Origin of the sequence: Microbacterium sp. NPDC090281, assembly GCF_044769635.1 — a bacterium.
Taxonomy (GTDB): domain Bacteria; phylum Actinomycetota; class Actinomycetes; order Actinomycetales; family Microbacteriaceae; genus Microbacterium.
Genome location: NZ_JBIVYH010000001.1, coordinates 998,699 through 1,013,434, shown reverse-complemented (window position 1 = coordinate 1,013,434; position 14,736 = coordinate 998,699). Strand labels below are relative to the sequence as shown.

13 protein-coding genes are annotated in these 14,736 nt (G+C 69.4%); 2 read left to right on the top strand and 11 right to left on the bottom strand.

All coding sequences use genetic code 11. The annotated features are described in order from the left end of the window. Positions 1–22: 22 nt before the first annotated feature. Positions 23–973, bottom strand: coding sequence for a prephenate dehydratase (pheA, locus tag ACIQTX_RS04820; RefSeq protein ID WP_028503897.1), 951 nt, complete (start codon positions 971–973; stop codon positions 23–25). A 78-nt stretch (positions 974–1,051) separates the two neighbouring features. Here pheA and pgm point away from each other — a divergent pair, with 78 nt between their 5' ends. After that, positions 1,052–2,695: a phosphoglucomutase (alpha-D-glucose-1,6-bisphosphate-dependent) gene (pgm, locus tag ACIQTX_RS04815; protein WP_402969586.1), complete on the top strand. Its 1,644-nt coding sequence runs from the start codon at positions 1,052–1,054 to the stop codon at positions 2,693–2,695. A gap of 85 nt (positions 2,696–2,780) precedes the next feature. Here pgm and ACIQTX_RS04810 read toward each other — a convergent pair whose 3' ends face one another. The 6 genes from ACIQTX_RS04810 to ACIQTX_RS04785 are packed head-to-tail and all read right to left on the bottom strand — an operon-like array spanning position 2,781 to position 9,167. Further along, entirely contained in the window at positions 2,781–3,887 is a 1,107-nt protein-coding gene (locus ACIQTX_RS04810) for a glycerate kinase (RefSeq protein WP_402969583.1), read from the bottom strand. Beyond that, on the bottom strand, positions 3,884–4,954 hold the full coding sequence (locus ACIQTX_RS04805; protein WP_402969580.1) for a LacI family DNA-binding transcriptional regulator: 1,071 nt from the start codon (positions 4,952–4,954) through the stop codon (positions 3,884–3,886). The genes ACIQTX_RS04810 and ACIQTX_RS04805 overlap by 4 nt, the downstream gene beginning before the upstream one ends. A 28-nt stretch (positions 4,955–4,982) precedes the next feature. Continuing rightward, positions 4,983–5,747, bottom strand: a complete 765-nt coding sequence (locus ACIQTX_RS04800) for a sugar phosphate isomerase/epimerase family protein (RefSeq protein ID WP_402969577.1) — start codon at positions 5,745–5,747, stop codon at positions 4,983–4,985. Between the two features lie 36 nt (positions 5,748–5,783). Next, the gene (locus tag ACIQTX_RS04795) at positions 5,784–6,662 is read right to left on the bottom strand and encodes a sugar phosphate isomerase/epimerase family protein (protein WP_402969575.1); all 879 of its coding nucleotides are present in this window, start codon (positions 6,660–6,662) and stop codon (positions 5,784–5,786) included. Further along, positions 6,659–7,996 (bottom strand): dihydrodipicolinate synthase family protein, encoded by a 1,338-nt coding sequence (locus ACIQTX_RS04790; protein WP_402969572.1) that lies wholly within the window; start codon positions 7,994–7,996, stop codon positions 6,659–6,661. Before ACIQTX_RS04790 ends, ACIQTX_RS04795 begins: the two co-directional genes overlap by 4 nt. A 7-nt stretch (positions 7,997–8,003) precedes the next feature. Further along, on the bottom strand, positions 8,004–9,167 hold the full coding sequence (locus ACIQTX_RS04785; protein WP_402969569.1) for a Gfo/Idh/MocA family protein: 1,164 nt from the start codon (positions 9,165–9,167) through the stop codon (positions 8,004–8,006). Positions 9,168–9,397: 230 nt separating this feature from the next. Between ACIQTX_RS04785 and ACIQTX_RS04780 the strand changes: the two genes are divergently transcribed. Next, entirely contained in the window at positions 9,398–10,399 is a 1,002-nt protein-coding gene (locus ACIQTX_RS04780) for a LacI family DNA-binding transcriptional regulator (RefSeq protein WP_402969566.1), read from the top strand. 32 nt (positions 10,400–10,431) lie between these two features. Here the strand turns inward: ACIQTX_RS04780 and ACIQTX_RS04775 are convergent, their stop codons facing one another. The 4 genes from ACIQTX_RS04775 to ACIQTX_RS04760 are packed head-to-tail and all read right to left on the bottom strand — an operon-like array spanning position 10,432 to position 14,694. Next, positions 10,432–11,349: a carbohydrate ABC transporter permease gene (locus ACIQTX_RS04775; protein WP_402969563.1), complete on the bottom strand. Its 918-nt coding sequence runs from the start codon at positions 11,347–11,349 to the stop codon at positions 10,432–10,434. Continuing rightward, the gene (locus tag ACIQTX_RS04770) at positions 11,346–12,293 is read right to left on the bottom strand and encodes a carbohydrate ABC transporter permease (RefSeq protein ID WP_402969561.1); all 948 of its coding nucleotides are present in this window, start codon (positions 12,291–12,293) and stop codon (positions 11,346–11,348) included. The genes ACIQTX_RS04775 and ACIQTX_RS04770 overlap by 4 nt, the downstream gene beginning before the upstream one ends. After that, positions 12,290–13,627, bottom strand: a complete 1,338-nt coding sequence (locus ACIQTX_RS04765; protein ID WP_402969558.1) for an ABC transporter substrate-binding protein — start codon at positions 13,625–13,627, stop codon at positions 12,290–12,292. The genes ACIQTX_RS04770 and ACIQTX_RS04765 overlap by 4 nt, the downstream gene beginning before the upstream one ends. Before the next feature lie 44 nt (positions 13,628–13,671). Next, positions 13,672–14,694: a LacI family DNA-binding transcriptional regulator gene (locus tag ACIQTX_RS04760; protein WP_402969556.1), complete on the bottom strand. Its 1,023-nt coding sequence runs from the start codon at positions 14,692–14,694 to the stop codon at positions 13,672–13,674. Positions 14,695–14,736 lie beyond the last annotated feature (42 nt).

Here is a 14,736-nt window from a genome sequence, read left to right as displayed (position 1 = left end):
CTGGACGGTCGGGCGGGTGACGTCAGGCGTCAGGCTCGCCGGAGAGGATGCCACGCAGCCAGTCGCGCGCCTCGACGAACACATCGTCGGAGTAGCGGTCGGGGTACTGCACGATCTGACGGTCCGCACGCGGGTACGAGCCGAGGAAGACCACGCGCGGGCTGAACCGGCGGATGCCGAGCATCGCATCGGCCATGCGCTCGTGCTCGATGTGACCGTCGGCGTCGATCACGAAGCGGTAGCGGCCGAGCTCGTCGCCGATCGGCCGCGACTCGATGAGCGACAGGTTGATGCCGCGGGTCGAGAACTGCTCGAGCATCTCGAGGAGCGAGCCGGGGTGGTCGTGCGGGAGCTCGACGATCAGCGAGGTCTTGTCGGCCCCGGTCGGCTCGGGTGAACGGGTCGTGCGGGTGACCAGCACGAAGCGGGTCACGGCCTGGGCGTTGTCGCCGATGCCGTCCGCCAGCACGTCGACGTCGTAGTGGTTCACGATGCCGGGGGCTGCGATGGCGGCCTGTGCGGGGAGCGTGCCGTCGAGGACGCCGATCGCCGAGGCCACGTTGCTCGACGCGGGAACGTGCGAGTGCGATGGCAGGTGCGCCCCGAGCCAGCCGTGGCACTGGGCGTACGCGACCGGATGCGCCGCGATCACCTCGACCTGGTCGAGCGTCGTGCCCCGGGGAGCGACGAGCACGAAGTTCACCCGCACCAGGTACTCGCCGATGATGCGGAGCCCTGGGAGCGTGGCGAGAGCGTCCTGCGTCGTGGAGACACCGCCCTCGATCGAGTTCTCGATCGCGATCATCGCGGCGTCGCTGCGGCCCTCGAGCACGTCGGCCAGAGCCTCGCCCACGTTGTGCACGGGGCGCCAGTCCTGGCCGCGGGCCTCGGCCACCTGATCGAGCGCCGCCTCCGTGAAGGTTCCGGCAGGGCCGAGATAGCTGTAGGTGCGGCGTTCAGTCACGGGTTTCACCTTAGCCCTCGGCGACGGGACCGATCTCCCGGTGACTTCCCGGATGCGGTCCTGCCGATCAGGGGGCAGACTGAGGGGATGACCAGCCGTGCCGGCCTCCCCGCGGAGGAAAGTGACCTGATCGACGTCGACGAGCTGATCGCCGCCTACTACGACCGAACCCCGAACCCCGAGGTTCCGGCCGAACGGGTCGCGTTCGGCACCAGCGGCCATCGCGGATCCTCGCTCTCGAACAGCTTCAACGAGAACCACATCCTCGCCACCACGCAGGCGATCGTGGACTACCGCGACGCCCAGGGCATCACCGGTCCGCTGTTCCTCGGTCGTGACACGCACGCTCTGTCGCTGCCGGCGGAGCGGAGCGCCATCGAGGTGCTGCTCGCGAACGGCATCGACGTACGCGTCGACTCCCGCGACTCGTGGGTGCCGACGCCGGCGCTCAGTCACGCGATCCTCACCTACAACCGCGGCAAGGCGGCCGACGATCCCGGCCGCGCCGACGGCATCGTCGTCACGCCATCGCACAACCCGCCACGCGACGGCGGCTTCAAGTACAACCCGCCGCACGGAGGACCTGCCGACACCGACGCCACGGGCTGGATCGCCGACCGTGCGAACGCGCTCATCTCCGCGGGACTCGTGGGCGTGAAGCTCGAGCGCTTCGCCGACATCGACTGGGACTCCCTCACCGGCTACGACTTCCGCGATGCGTATGTGCGCGACCTGCCGACGATCATCGACATCGACGCCATCCGCAACGCCGGCGTCAGCATCGGCGCCGATCCGCTCGGCGGAGCATCGGTGGAGTACTGGGCGCTGATCGCCGAGATGCACGACCTCGACCTCACCGTCGTGAACCCCGAGGTCGACCCGACCTGGCGCTTCATGACGCTGGACTGGGACGAGAAGATCCGGATGGACCCGTCCTCCCCCTCGGCGATGGCCTCGCTGGTCGCGAAGAAGGGCTCCTACGACATCCTCACCGGGAACGATGCCGACGCCGACCGGCACGGCATCGTGACCCCGGATGCCGGACTGATGAACCCGAACCACTATCTGGCCGTCGCGATCGACTACCTGTTCTCGCATCGGGCGGACTGGCCGCGTGACGCGGCGATCGGCAAGACCCTGGTGTCGTCGATGATCATCGACCGTGTCGCCGAGTCGCTCGGCCGACGCCTGCTCGAGGTTCCGGTCGGGTTCAAGTGGTTCGTGCCCGGGCTCCTCGACGGCTCGGTCGCGTTCGGCGGCGAGGAGTCGGCCGGCGCCTCGTTCCTGCGCAGGGACGGCTCGGTGTGGTCGACCGACAAAGACGGCATCCTGCTGTGCCTGCTGGCGGCCGAGATCATCGCCGTCACCGGGAAGACCCCCTCGGAGAGGTATGCCGAGCTGGAGCAGGCGTTCGGCGCCTCGGCGTACCAGCGCGTCGACGCCCCGGCGACGCCGGAGCAGAAGGCCACTCTCGGAAAGCTCGCCCCCGAGGCCGTGACGGCGACCACTCTCGCCGGCGAGGAGATCACCGCGAAGCTGTCGCATGCACCAGGCAACGGCGCGGCGATCGGCGGGCTCAAGGTGCAGACCGAGCACGCCTGGTTCGCCGCCCGCCCGTCGGGCACCGAAGACGTCTACAAGCTCTACGCCGAGAGCCTGCGCGGCCCGGAGCACCTCGCCGAGGTGCAGGCCGAGGCCCGCGCCGTGGTGTCGGCGGCCCTCGGGGGCTGACACTCCGGCCGACTCGGCCGGCCGACTCGGCCGGCCGACTCGACCGGGTCAGGAAGCGAACGGCCGAGTCATGGATCGATCCGGATCAGGACGCGGTGCGTGCCAGTGCTGCCCCGGCCTCGCGCAACCAGCGTGCGGGCTCCGCGAGGGCGGCATCCGATGACCCGGCGAGGTCGGTGAGCGAGAAGGATGCCGTGAACAGCGCGGTGTCGGCGTCTGCGGTGATGCGGCCGGCGGCGAGCATCGCGGTGGCGCCCCCTTCTGCGGCGAGCCCGGCGAGGAACGACGGCACCTTGCCGTCACCGGACTGTCCGTCGTAGGAGCCTTCGCCCGTGATGACGACATCGGCCTCGGCGATCGCGTCGGCCAGGCCGATGAGCGCGGCCACCTCGGCAGCTCCCGGGGCGAGTGTGCCGCCCCACGCCACGAGGGCGGCTCCGGTGCCCCCTGCCGCGCCGTTTCCCTGACCCACCGGATCGATGCCGAGCAGCCCGGCGAGCCGATGCAGGCCCTCGTCGACGCGGACGATGTCGGATGCCGCGCGCAGACCCTTCTGCGGGCCGAACACCGCAGCGGCACCACGCGGGCCGGTGAGCGGGTTGGTGACGTCGGTGAGCACGCGCACCTCGGGCGCCGTGCGCAGTCGGGTCAGATCGACCGATGCGATGCCGTCGAGCCCGCGGGCGCCTCGCGCGACCGGCACACCCTCGGAATCGAGGAACCGCGCGCCGAGAGCCGAGAGCATCCCCGTGCCCCCGTCGGTGGATGCGCTGGAGCCGATGCCGACGACCAACCGTGAGACACCGTGGTCGAGAGCTGCGGCCAGAGCCTGACCGAGACCCGTCGTGTCGGCATCCCAGGGGCGCAGCTCGTGCAGCAGCTCGATGCCGGAGGTCGAGCCGAGGTCGACGACGGCCGTGCCGGCCGGGGCATCATCGGTGGGCGGGAGCAGCAGCCAGGACGTGTCGATCCGCTCCCCGGCAGGTCCGTCGACCGTGATCGGCATCCGCACAGCGCCGGGCACCGCCGCCTCGAAAGCGGACACCGTGCCCTCGCCGCCGTCCGCCATCGGGCGGTGCACGAACTCGGCGGTGGGGTCGACAGCGGCCCATCCCTCGGCAAGCGCTGCAGCGGCATCCGCAGCCGTGATCGTGCCCTTGAAACTGTCCGGTGCCAGCACGACCCTGGTCACAGCGCGAGCCCCGGGGTGCTGGCGCGCACGACGACCTCGAGCGGCAACGGCGCCTGCTCCCAGTCGGCATCGACCGTCGCACGGAAGGCCTGGTAGCCGACCTCGCTCAACGGCACGCGCACCGTCGTCAACGCCGGGGAGACATCACTGCTCGCCGGCACGTCGTCGAAGCCGCAGACCGCGATGTCGCCGCCGACCTCGCGCCCGGCATCACGGATCGCGGACATCGCTCCGAGCGCCACCACATCACTGATCGCGAAGATCAGGGTGCCGGGCGCAACGCCGTCGGCGAGCGCCTTCTTCATCTCCGCGGCCCCCGACTCGCGACGGAAGTCTCCCCGGCGCACGCCCTCCACCACACCACCGGCCGGTTCGAATCCGGCACGGAAGCCGGCCAGACGATCATCCGACGTCCGCACGCCTTCCGCCGCACCCAGGGCGATCGCCGAGCGGTATCCGGCCGCGGCCATCCGCCGACCGAGAGCCTCCGCGCCGGAACGATTGTCGATCTCGATGCGACGCTCGCCTTCGTCATCCGGCCCGAACGCCACGACCCTGCCGCCGAGGCGCACGAACTCCGCGAGTTCGTGCGCGGTCTCGGTCTCCGTCGGCTCCTGCGTGCGGGAGGCGGCGAGGATCAGCCCGCGCGGACGCTGACCACGCAGGGCCCGCACGATGCGCGCCTCGCGTGCCTGGTCGCGTTCGGTGATCGCGATGGTCACGACCAGCCCCTCCTCGTCGGCGCCGCGGGCCACGCCGGAAGCGATCAGGCCGAAGTAGGGGTCGGCGATGTCGGCGACGAGCAGGGCGATGACCGGAGACGTGCCACGGGCGATCGACTGGGCCGAGACGTTCGCGGTGTATCCCAGCTTCTCGGCGGCCGACTCCACACGCTCCCGGAACGACTCAGCGACCTTGCGCTCCGATCCGTTGAGCACTCGGGACGCGGTCGCCAGCGACACACCGGCCTCGCGCGCGACGTCGTGCAGCGTGGGAGCGGGTCCCCGCGCGTGACGCTGCGCCCGCGTCGGTGAGGGGCGTTCCGCGGACGATGCGGACTTTGTCATGCCCCAGAGCCTACTTCCAGGGGCATCGTCACACCGACCCCACGAGGTACCCCCGCAGCGCTGCCGCCTCGCTCGCGAGCAGCGCCGGATCATCGCCGGGCACGAACTCCAGCAGTGCATCACGCGGCGGAGTCGCAGCGGTGCCGGCCTCGGCGAAGAACCTCGTCCACAGGGCGTCTCTGGCCCGCAGCGGCAGGCGCTCGTGCTCCGGCCACCACGAGAAGACGTGCGCGACGCTCGTGTACGTGGCCAGCGCCCGGTAGTCGTTCAGCACCGCATCGACCCCGGCGCCGACCGTCGGCTGCCAGTAGGTCGACAGAGCAGGGCTGCCTACCTCGGCCAGAAGTCGCAGCGTGCTCGGCGCCGTATCGGCGAGGGTTCCGGAATGGAACTCGAGGGCGAGACCGATCCCCCGCCCCTCGGCCTCGGATGCCGCAGCCCGGAGTCGCGCGACCACGGCGTGCCGGTCGCCTTCGGCGGCCACATCCGATCCGACGTCGCCCGCCCAGATACGCACCCGGTCTGCGCCGAGCGCCTCGGCACTGTCGAGGATCGGCGTGAGCGATTCCCCGACTCCGGCGCGGAAGTATGACCCGTAAGAGGCCACCGCGAGTCCGGCGTCGATGGTGATCCGGGCGACCTCGGCTGCTCGGACGACATCGCCCGGCGGCACGTGCACGTCGCCGCCCCACTCGATGGCCTCGAGCCCGGCATCCTTCGCGAGTTCGACGATCCGCTCCGGCGTGAGAGCTCGGAACGTCACCGAGCACAGTCCTGCGCGGATTCGGGTCATGGTGTCATCCTCTCAAGTCGTGCCCGATCGCCCCGTTCAACCGAGGTGCGGGGATACGGCGGCGGCGAACGTCTCGACCGTGCGGCGCACGACGCTCGAAGGAGCATCCGCCCAGATGTCGGCGTTGAAGATCTCGACCTCGATGTCGCGGTCGTACCCGGTCGCCACCACCGCACGGGTGAGCGAGCCGAAGTCGATCACCCCGTCTCCGGTGTAGTGCCGCGAGAGCAGCACGTCGGCGGCGAGGGGCGTCTTCCAGTCGCACACCTGGTACGTGGCGATGCGTCCTTCACGGCCGGCTCGCGCGATCTGCTCGAGCACCTGCGGATCCCACCAGATGTGGAAAGTGTCGACCGCGGCGCCGACCACGTCCGCGTCGAAGTCGCTCGCGATGTCGAGCGCCTGGCCGAGCGTCGAGACGACGGCCCGATCGGACGCGTACATCGGATGCAGCGGTTCGATCGCGAGCGTCACGCCAGCCGCCTTCGCCTCCGAAGCCAGCACACCGATCGCGTCTCGCACGCGCTCACGCGCCCCGATCAGGTCGCGCGAACCCTCGGGCAGTCCGCCCGCGACGAGCACGAGCACGGCGGTCGACCCCTCGGCACCGGCAGCGGCCAGAGTCGCCGTCTCCTCGATCGCCCGGCGGTTGTCGTCGAGCGCGGCGTTCCGCTGCGTTCCGGCCGGCAGCGTGAAGAAGCCTCCACGACAGTGGGTCGTGAAGCGCAAGCCGGAGTCGCCGAGCATCCGCGCCGCGACGTCGAGGCCGACCTCGTTCACCGGCTCGCGCCACAGTCCGATGGCCTGCACCCCGGCGTCGGCCGTGACCCGCAGAGCCGTGGCGAGGTCGGCGTGCTTGATGGTCGCCTGGTTGATCGAGAGGCGCGGGTCGGGGGTCTGCGAAGGAAGGGTCATGCGTCCACTCCGTTCAGACGCAGCATGCCGTGCCACCGTTCGCGGGCGAGGTCGGGCTGCTCCAGCGCCAGCGAGGCGTTGGCGAGCTCGACGATGCGGCTCAGATGCGGCAGGCTGCGGGCGGAGTGCAGTCCGCCGACCATCTGGAAAGCGGGCTGGTGCCCGTTGAGCCACGAGAGGAAGGCGACCCCGGTCTTGTAATAGAACGTGGGAGCCGCGAAGACCTGTCGGCTGAGCTCCTCGGTCGGGCCGAGGATGCGCAGATACCCCTCCTGGTCGCCGGCATCCAGCGCCTGGATCGCCGCGGAGGCAACGGGCGTGATCGCCGCGAACGCTCCCAGCAGCGCGTCGGAGTACGCGCCCACACCCGCACCCACACCCTCACCCACACCCCCGCCCACGCCGCCGAGTGCACGGCTTGTCGTCGAGTGCACGGCTTGTTCACCGGAAGAAGCCGTGCGCTCGGCAGCATCCGGTGCACTCGGCGAGATGTCGGGAGTGGCGGAGGGGGCGGCTGAGGGAGTGGCGGAGGTGGCGGAGGGGGTGCCGGCGATCAAGCCCACGTAGTTGAAGTCGTCGCCCGTGAACATGCGGACGCCCTCGGGGAGGCGGCCGCGCACCGCGATCTCGGACTCGGCGTTCAGCAGGCTCATCTTCACACCGGCGACCTTGCCGGGGTTCTCCTCGATGACCTGCAGGAGCACCTCGGATGCGGTCTGCCAGTCGGCCGCGCCGAAGTAGCCCGCGAGCTCGGGGTCGAACGCGGTGCCCAGCCAATGCAGCACCACCGGCGTGGTCGCGCGCGACAGCACCTCACGGTAGACGCGGCGGTAGTCGGCGGCACCTGTCGCGACGCGGGCGAGGTGCCGGGAGGCCATGAGCACGGGGCCGGCCCCCTGCTCCTCGGTGAAGTGCAGCTGCTCCTGGTAGGCCGCGATCACCTGGTCGAGCGAGATGTGCGTCTCCTCGACGTGGTCGGTGTTGACGCCGACCACGACGGATCCGCCCTCCTCGCGGGCGACCTCGGCGCTGCGGGCGATCAGCTCACGGGTGGCTGCGGCATCCAGGCCCATGTTCCGCTGCGCGGTGTCCATGGCGTCGGCGACCCCGAGCCCCCACGAGTACACGTTGCGGCGGAATGCGAGCGTGGCATCCCAGTCGATGTCGGCCGGCTGCCCCGGAGTGTTGTCGGCGTGCACCTTGGGCACGACGTGGGCGGCGGCGTACGCGACGCGGCTCTGCAGCGGGGCGGTCGGACGCGTGTAGGCGCCGGAATCGTTGAGGGCCACGTCGGCGGTCTCACCGTTCGCCCGGAGAAGTCGCAGGGTGCTCATGCGCGCCTCAGCCCAGGCTCAACGACGACAGGGCGACCTTGCGACCCTCGGCGCTGGAGGTCAGGCCGGCCTCCGCGAACTGCACACCGCGGGCGCCCGCGAGCAGGTCGAACGGGTAGTCGGTGCCCTCGACGTACGAGACCAGGTACTCCTCCCACTGCTGACGGAAGCCGTTGAGGAAGACCTCGTTGGTCGGCACGTTCTGCCAGTCGGCGTCGTAGTCGCGGGTGTCTTCCAGGTCGGGGTTCCACACCGGCTTCGGGGTGGCGTTGCGGGGCTGGATCTTCGCTCCGAACAGTCCGACGACGGCAGAGCCGTGCGTGCCGTCGACCTGGAACTCGACGAGCTCGTCGCGGTTCACGCGCACGGTCCACGAGGAGTTGATCTCGGCGATCACTCCCCCCTCGATCTCGAAGATGCCGTAGGCCGCGTCCTCGGCGGTGGCCGTGTAGTGCTCGCCCTTCTCGTCCCAGCGGTCGGCGATGTGCACGGCAGCCTGCGCGTAGACGCTCTTGACCTCGCCGAAGAGGTTCTCGAGCACGTAGTTCCAGTGCGGGAACATGTCGGTGATGATGCCTCCGCCGTCTTCGGTGCGGTAGTTCCAGCTCGGGCGCTGCGCGGGCTGCCAGTCGCCCTCGAAGACCCAGTAGCCGAACTCACCGCGCACCGAGAGGATGCGCCCGAAGAAGCCGGAGTCGATCAGGCGCTTGAGCTTCTGCAGCCCGGGGAGGTAGAGCTTGTCGTGCACGACGCCGGTCTTGACCCCCGCCTGGTCGGCGAGACGCGCGAGCTCGATCGCCTCGTCGAGCGACTCGGCGGTGGGCTTCTCGGTGTAGATCGCCTTGCCCGCGGCGATGGCCTTGCGGATCGCGGTGGCGCGGGCCTTGGTCACCAGGAAGTCGGCGTAGATCTCCCACTGCGGGTCGGCGAGGGCGGCGTCGAGGTCGGTCGTCCAGTCCTCGATGCCGTGCTTCGCTGCGAGCTCGGCGAGCTTGGCCTCGCTGCGGCCGACGAGGATCGGCTTCACGGTGATCCTCGAACCGTCGGAGAGCTCGATGCCGCCCTCCTCGCGGATCGCCAGGATCGAGCGCACCAGGTGCTGCCGATATCCCATGCGTCCGGAGACGCCGTTCATGATGATGCCGATCTCGCGGGTGTTCGCCTGGGCCATGGTGTTCCGTTCTGTCGCAGGAAGCTGTTCGCACTTGCCTCACCAACGTGGGAAAGCGCTTTCCGAGATCATGCCACGAGACTCGGGACGATCGCAACCGCAGGCCGCCGACCCGCTGCAGCCGAGATCCATCCGGCAGGCCGACGCGCTCCCGGGCCTCCGCCGTCTGCGCGGACACCCGCCATGACAGGATGGGCGGGTGACGACTCCTGCGACGACGAAGGTGCACTATGGCGACCATTCGTGAGGTCGCGAAACGCGCAGACGTCGCCCCTATGACGGTGTCGCGCGTCATCAACCGTCCGGAGACCGTCGCCGAGGCCACACGCGAGCGCGTACAGCGGGCGATCCGGGATCTCAACTACGTCCCCAACCGCCTCGGGTTGGGGCTGCGCAACAAGCAGACGATGGTGATCGCCCTCGTCGTCGGCGACATCTCGAACCCGTTCGCGACCGAGCAGATCCTCGGCGTCAGCGAGGCGGCGAAGTCGCAGGGGTACAACCTGATCTTCGCCCACACCGACTCATCGCCCGAGGAAGAGCTCGCGCAGCTTCGGCACCTGGTCGAGCGCCGCGTCGACGGCATCGTGCTCTCTCCGGTGCTGAACACTCCCGACGCGGTGCGGTTCGTGCAGGAGCAGGGCGTGCCGATCGTCGTACTGGACTACCCGATGCCCGACAACGACGTCGACGTCGTACGCAGCGACAGCGAGGACGGCGCCCACCGCCTCACGCAATACCTCATCGAGCTCGGCCACACCCGCATCGCGATGCTCAGCGGCACGGAGCAGGCGGTGACGGCCCGAGAGCGGGCAGCGGGGTACCGCGCGGCGATGCAGGCCGCAGGACTCAGCGAAGACATCCGCTTCGGCGCCTTCAGCATCGCGAGCGGGTACGCCATGGCCGGCGACGTCCTCACGGCGAAGGAGCGTCCGACCGCACTCGTCACCGCCAGCAACTTCATCGGGCTCGGAGCCGCACGCAGGGCCCGCGACCTCGGCCTGCGGATCCCGGAAGACGTCTCAGTCGTCACGTTCGACAACATCGGCACCGAGATCGCCTTCGACCCGTTCTTCACCGGCATGGTGCAGCCGGTGCGGGAGCTCGCCGCCCTCGCGACCGACATGCTCCTCGAGCGTGCCACCGAGCGCCATGAGGGTCCTGGCCGCGATGTCGTGCGGCTGATGGAGCTCGACACGCACAGCTCCGCCGCCGGACCGCACCCCGGCTGACCCCGACCCGCACCGCCACCCGGGCGCCCGACTCACTCCTTCACTCCGCCGGCCGCGAGCCCCTTCGTGACGAAGCGGAACGCGAACACGATGATGATCAGCGCCGGGACGCCGAGCAGGACCAGCGCGGCGTAGTACTGCGACGACTCCAGCGGCGTCGGCGCGAAGGCACTGCGGATCGACTGCACGGCCTGCGCCGCGGTCGTGAGCTCGGCGGAGCGCAGCAGCACTGAAGGGAACACGAAGTCCTGCAGCGACCACATCACACTCAGCGCGGCCAGGTTGATCAGCGGCCCCCGGCTGAGCGGGACGGCGATGCTCCAGAAGATGCGGAAATGCCCGGCGCGGTCGATGATCGCGGCCTCGACGAGCTGCCTCGGGATGTCATCCATCCGGTTGCGCAGGAGGAGCACCGCGAACGGCAGCGTCAGCACCGCCTCGGGCAATGCGACCCCGAGATGCGTGTTGAACAGGCTCAGCGTGCCGCTGAGGAAGTACACCGGAACCAGGATGGCCGTCGCCGGCACCGCGAGGAACAGGAGCACGCCGTAGTACAGCGCCTCCTTCCCGCGGAACGGCACGAACGAGAACGCGTAGGCGGCGAGCGCGCCGATCGTGCAGACGAGGAGCGCGTGGAACAGTGCGACGATCGCGCTGTTGAGGAACGTCTGCGGGATCGAGACGCCGTTGAGCGGCCGGGTCAGCACAGCCCAGTAGTTGCCGATGCCGCCGACGGCCACCGACATCTGGACGGCATTGATCAGCGGGGCGGCGAAGGCCAGCGCGAAGATCGCGAGGAAGGCGTAGATCACGATCCGGTCGACTCGACGGGCCCTGATCGGGAGCGATTCCTCGCTCTCCTCACTCCTGGCCTCGGCGCGCCGACGCTGTCGTTCCGTGATCGTCGATGCGGCCGTCGAGACCGCCTTCGTCGATGCCGTGGTCGTCATCGGTTCGCCTTCCGCTGGGAGAGGATCTGGAGCACCGAGATCCCGAGAGCCACGATCAGCACGATGATGGATGCCGCGGCTGCGAAGCCGACCCGGTCCGCGCCGAGCGTCGCGCTGTAGATGTAGGTGCCGACGATGTCCGTCCGACCGCCCGGCTGTCCGCCGGTGGAGAAGTAGATGATGTCGAACGCGCGGAAGCTGCCGAGGAGCACCGAGAGCGCCACCGTGATGTGTGTCGTGCGCAGCAGCGGGAACAGCATGATGCGGTAGATCTGCCAGACGCTCGCGCCGTCCAGCACCGCCGACTCGATGATCGACGCGTTCACCTGGGCGACATCGGTCGTGTAGTACATGATCGGCAGACCGATGCCGTAGGTGAGCAGGATGCCCACTGCCACGTAGGCGGCAGTGGGATCGCCGAGCCAGTCCGGCGCGACCCATCCGAGTCCGGTGGCGCGGAGAGCCTGGTTGAGCGCCCCGTCGCGCGTCTCGAGCATCCGTCCGAACACCGTCGCGAACAGCGACATCGGGATCAGCGACGGCAGCAGGAACACGGTGTAGAAGAGCCTGCGGAGCTTCACCCCCGACGCCATCATCATCGCCAGCACGAAGCCGAGCGTCATCGCGACGACCACGCTGAACAGTCCGAAGAGCACGGTGTTCAGCAGCGACTGCTGGAACGACGGATCCCCCAGCACGAGGACGAAGTTCTGCGCGCCGACGTCGACCGCGTTGCGGAAGGTCAGCCCGACCTGCTGCGTGCTGACGACCCCGAGGATGCCGAAGCTGTAGAGGTAGTACACGCCGTAGAAGATCAGCAGCGGAGCCAGGAAGAGCAGGGCGATCCAGCCGCCGTGCTTGCGCAGCGGCCCGCCGGCAGCCCGGGGGCGACGTTTGCGTCGCCCCCGGGCTCCTTCCGCGACGATGACGGATGTCTCCGTCATTGCGCCCCGCTCTCGCCGTGCGGGTAGCGACCCGAGTCCCATTCGGACTGCATCTGGGCCGCGGCGTCCTCTGCCGAGGTCGTGCCGCGGAGCACGTCGAGGATCGCGTTGCCCTCGACCTTGTTCAGGAAGTCCTGCTGGCTGTTTCGCTGTGAGGTCGGGTCGGCGATCACGGCGCTCACGGCCGCGTAGCCGGCACGCGCCGCATCCGTCTCGAGCACGTCCTCGGAGACCCCGTAGCCGGTGAGGCTCGGGACCAGGATCAGGTCCTTCGCCCAGATGTCGGCACCGGCCGGGCTCAGCAGGAACGAGATGAACGTGGTCGCCGCCTTGACGTTCTTCGAGTTCGCCGGGATCGCGAGGCCACCCTCGGCGAGGGCGCGGATGGCAGGCTCGCCGCCGTCGACCAGCGGCAGCGGCGCAGCACCGACATCCTCGAGGTCGATCCCGGCAGCCGCACGTCCTGAGGCGGACAGCAGCGAGTTCTGCCACGAGCCGTCGATGAAGAAGGCCGCCTCGCCGGAGGCGAACAGCTCGCTCGGTCGGCTGCCCTGCAGACTCAGCACGTCGGAGCCGACGATGCCGTCGTCGAACAGCGACTTGTAGGCGTTGAGCCCGTCGACCAGCGCGGGCTGGTCCCAGGAGCCGCTGCCGCCGATGATGTCGTCGGAGAGTCCCGGCGAGGTCTGCTCGGCGATCGTGAACAGCATCTCCTCCTGCCAGTACGGCTCACCGCTGAAGACCACGGGAGTGACGTCGGGCTTCGCGGCCTCGACGGCGGCGACAGCGGTCTTCCACTCGTCCGCTGTCTTCGGCACCGCGATCCCGAGCTCGTCGAGCATCGCCGCGTTGTAGTACATGACGGCGCTGCCGATGGAGCCCATCGGCAGCGAGTACAGCTCGCCGTCCGAGGCGATCTGCTCGGTCTGCGCGACCATGGACTCGTTGAGTCCGCCGACGAGATCGGCACCCCAGTCGCTCACCGGCAGCAGGTAGTCCTTGACCGTGTTGGTCATCGCCGAGACCTGGACGCCGACCACGTCGATGCTCTCGTCGCCGCTGAGGGCCAGCGGCAGCTGCTTCTGGTAGTCCTCGTTGGTGAAGGTCTTGAGCTTCACGGTGATGTTCGGATTGGCCTTCTCGAACGCGTCGATCGCGGCGTTCAGGGTCGCCTCCGGCGGGAACCACGTCCAGTACGTGATCGTCGCCTTCTCGGAGGTGTTCTGCTCGACGCCTTCATCGCCGCCGACACCGCCGCTCGAACCGCAGCCCGCCAGGGCGACGGCCGCGACGGTCAGAGCGGCCAGGGATGCCGTCTTCACGAATCGCTTCATGGTGTTCCTTCGCTTCCTTGTGATTGTGCCCCCGGGTGGGGCGTTCAGGAGAAGATCGGTTCCGGGCGCTGCTCGCTCGGAACCGCGGATGAGCCGTGCACGTCGAGCACCGTCGGCAGCACGATGTCGCGTCCGGGTCCCGAGTACTCCCGGTCGAGGCGCTCGAGCAGCAGCGCGGTCGCCTGGCGCGTCATGGCATCGACGGGTTGGACGATGCCGGTGAAGAACGGGTCGTGCACGATCTCGGTGCGGGCGTTGTCGAACGTGACGATCGACAGGTCGTCCGGGATCGTGGCGCCCCTCTCGCTCGCACGCCGTGCCGCGCCGATGGCGATGAAGTTGTTCGCGGTGACGAGCGCGGTGGGACCGGATGGTGCGTCGAGCACGCCCTCCGCCATCGCATAGCCGCTGGCGATGGTGAAGTCTCCATACCGGATGTCGACAGGGAGTCCTGCCGCGTCCATCGCGTCGCGGTATCCGTCCGCCCGGTCGACCGCCGTGACGATCTCGCGCTGTCCGCTCAGCATCGTGATGCGGCGGTGCCCGAGGAGGAGGAGATGCTCGGTGAGCTCGGCGGCGGCGGAGCGCGAGTCGCAGCGCACCGCATCCACGTCATTCTCCGGCATGCGGTAGCCGATCACGACGATCTCGCATCCGGCCTGCTGCACGAAGTCGACGGGTTCGGCGCCGTTGCGGACAGGCGAGAGAATGACGCCGTCGACCCTGCGCTCGATCATGGAGCGCAACTGCCGCATCTCTTCGGCGGGGTCCGCCTGCGTGTGGGCGAAGATCACGGTGTATCCGGCCGCGCGCGCCGCGTCGCTGACCGCGGTGATCTGCTGGATCGCGAAAGGGTTCGTGATGTCGCTCACAAGGAGTGCGAGCGTCATGGTGCGCTGGTGTCGCAACCCCTGCCCGATCATGTTCGGCACGTACTTCAGGTCATGGATGGCCTGCTCGACCCGTACGCGCGTCTTCGGTGCCACGCTGCCCGGATCGTTGAGCACGCGGGAGACGGTCATGGGCGCCACTGCTGCCCGTCGTGCGACGTCGCGCATCGTTGCCATCGTCCACCTCCTCGTGTGCGGTACGCGTATCATGATATGCGT

Coding starts and splice junctions, on each gene's coding strand:
- pgm (WP_402969586.1), top strand. CDS start 1,052: ATGACCAGCCGTGCCGGCCTCCCCGCGGAGGAAAGTGACCTGATCGAC.
- ACIQTX_RS04805 (WP_402969580.1), bottom strand. CDS start 4,954: ATGACAAAGTCCGCATCGTCCGCGGAACGCCCCTCACCGACGCGGGCG.
- ACIQTX_RS04800 (WP_402969577.1), bottom strand. CDS start 5,747: ATGACCCGAATCCGCGCAGGACTGTGCTCGGTGACGTTCCGAGCTCTC.
- ACIQTX_RS04795 (WP_402969575.1), bottom strand. CDS start 6,662: ATGACCCTTCCTTCGCAGACCCCCGACCCGCGCCTCTCGATCAACCAG.
- ACIQTX_RS04790 (WP_402969572.1), bottom strand. CDS start 7,996: ATGAGCACCCTGCGACTTCTCCGGGCGAACGGTGAGACCGCCGACGTG.
- ACIQTX_RS04785 (WP_402969569.1), bottom strand. CDS start 9,167: ATGGCCCAGGCGAACACCCGCGAGATCGGCATCATCATGAACGGCGTC.
- ACIQTX_RS04780 (WP_402969566.1), top strand. CDS start 9,398: ATGGCGACCATTCGTGAGGTCGCGAAACGCGCAGACGTCGCCCCTATG.
- ACIQTX_RS04775 (WP_402969563.1), bottom strand. CDS start 11,349: ATGACGACCACGGCATCGACGAAGGCGGTCTCGACGGCCGCATCGACG.
- ACIQTX_RS04770 (WP_402969561.1), bottom strand. CDS start 12,293: ATGACGGAGACATCCGTCATCGTCGCGGAAGGAGCCCGGGGGCGACGC.
- ACIQTX_RS04765 (WP_402969558.1), bottom strand. CDS start 13,627: ATGAAGCGATTCGTGAAGACGGCATCCCTGGCCGCTCTGACCGTCGCG.
- ACIQTX_RS04760 (WP_402969556.1), bottom strand. CDS start 14,694: ATGGCAACGATGCGCGACGTCGCACGACGGGCAGCAGTGGCGCCCATG.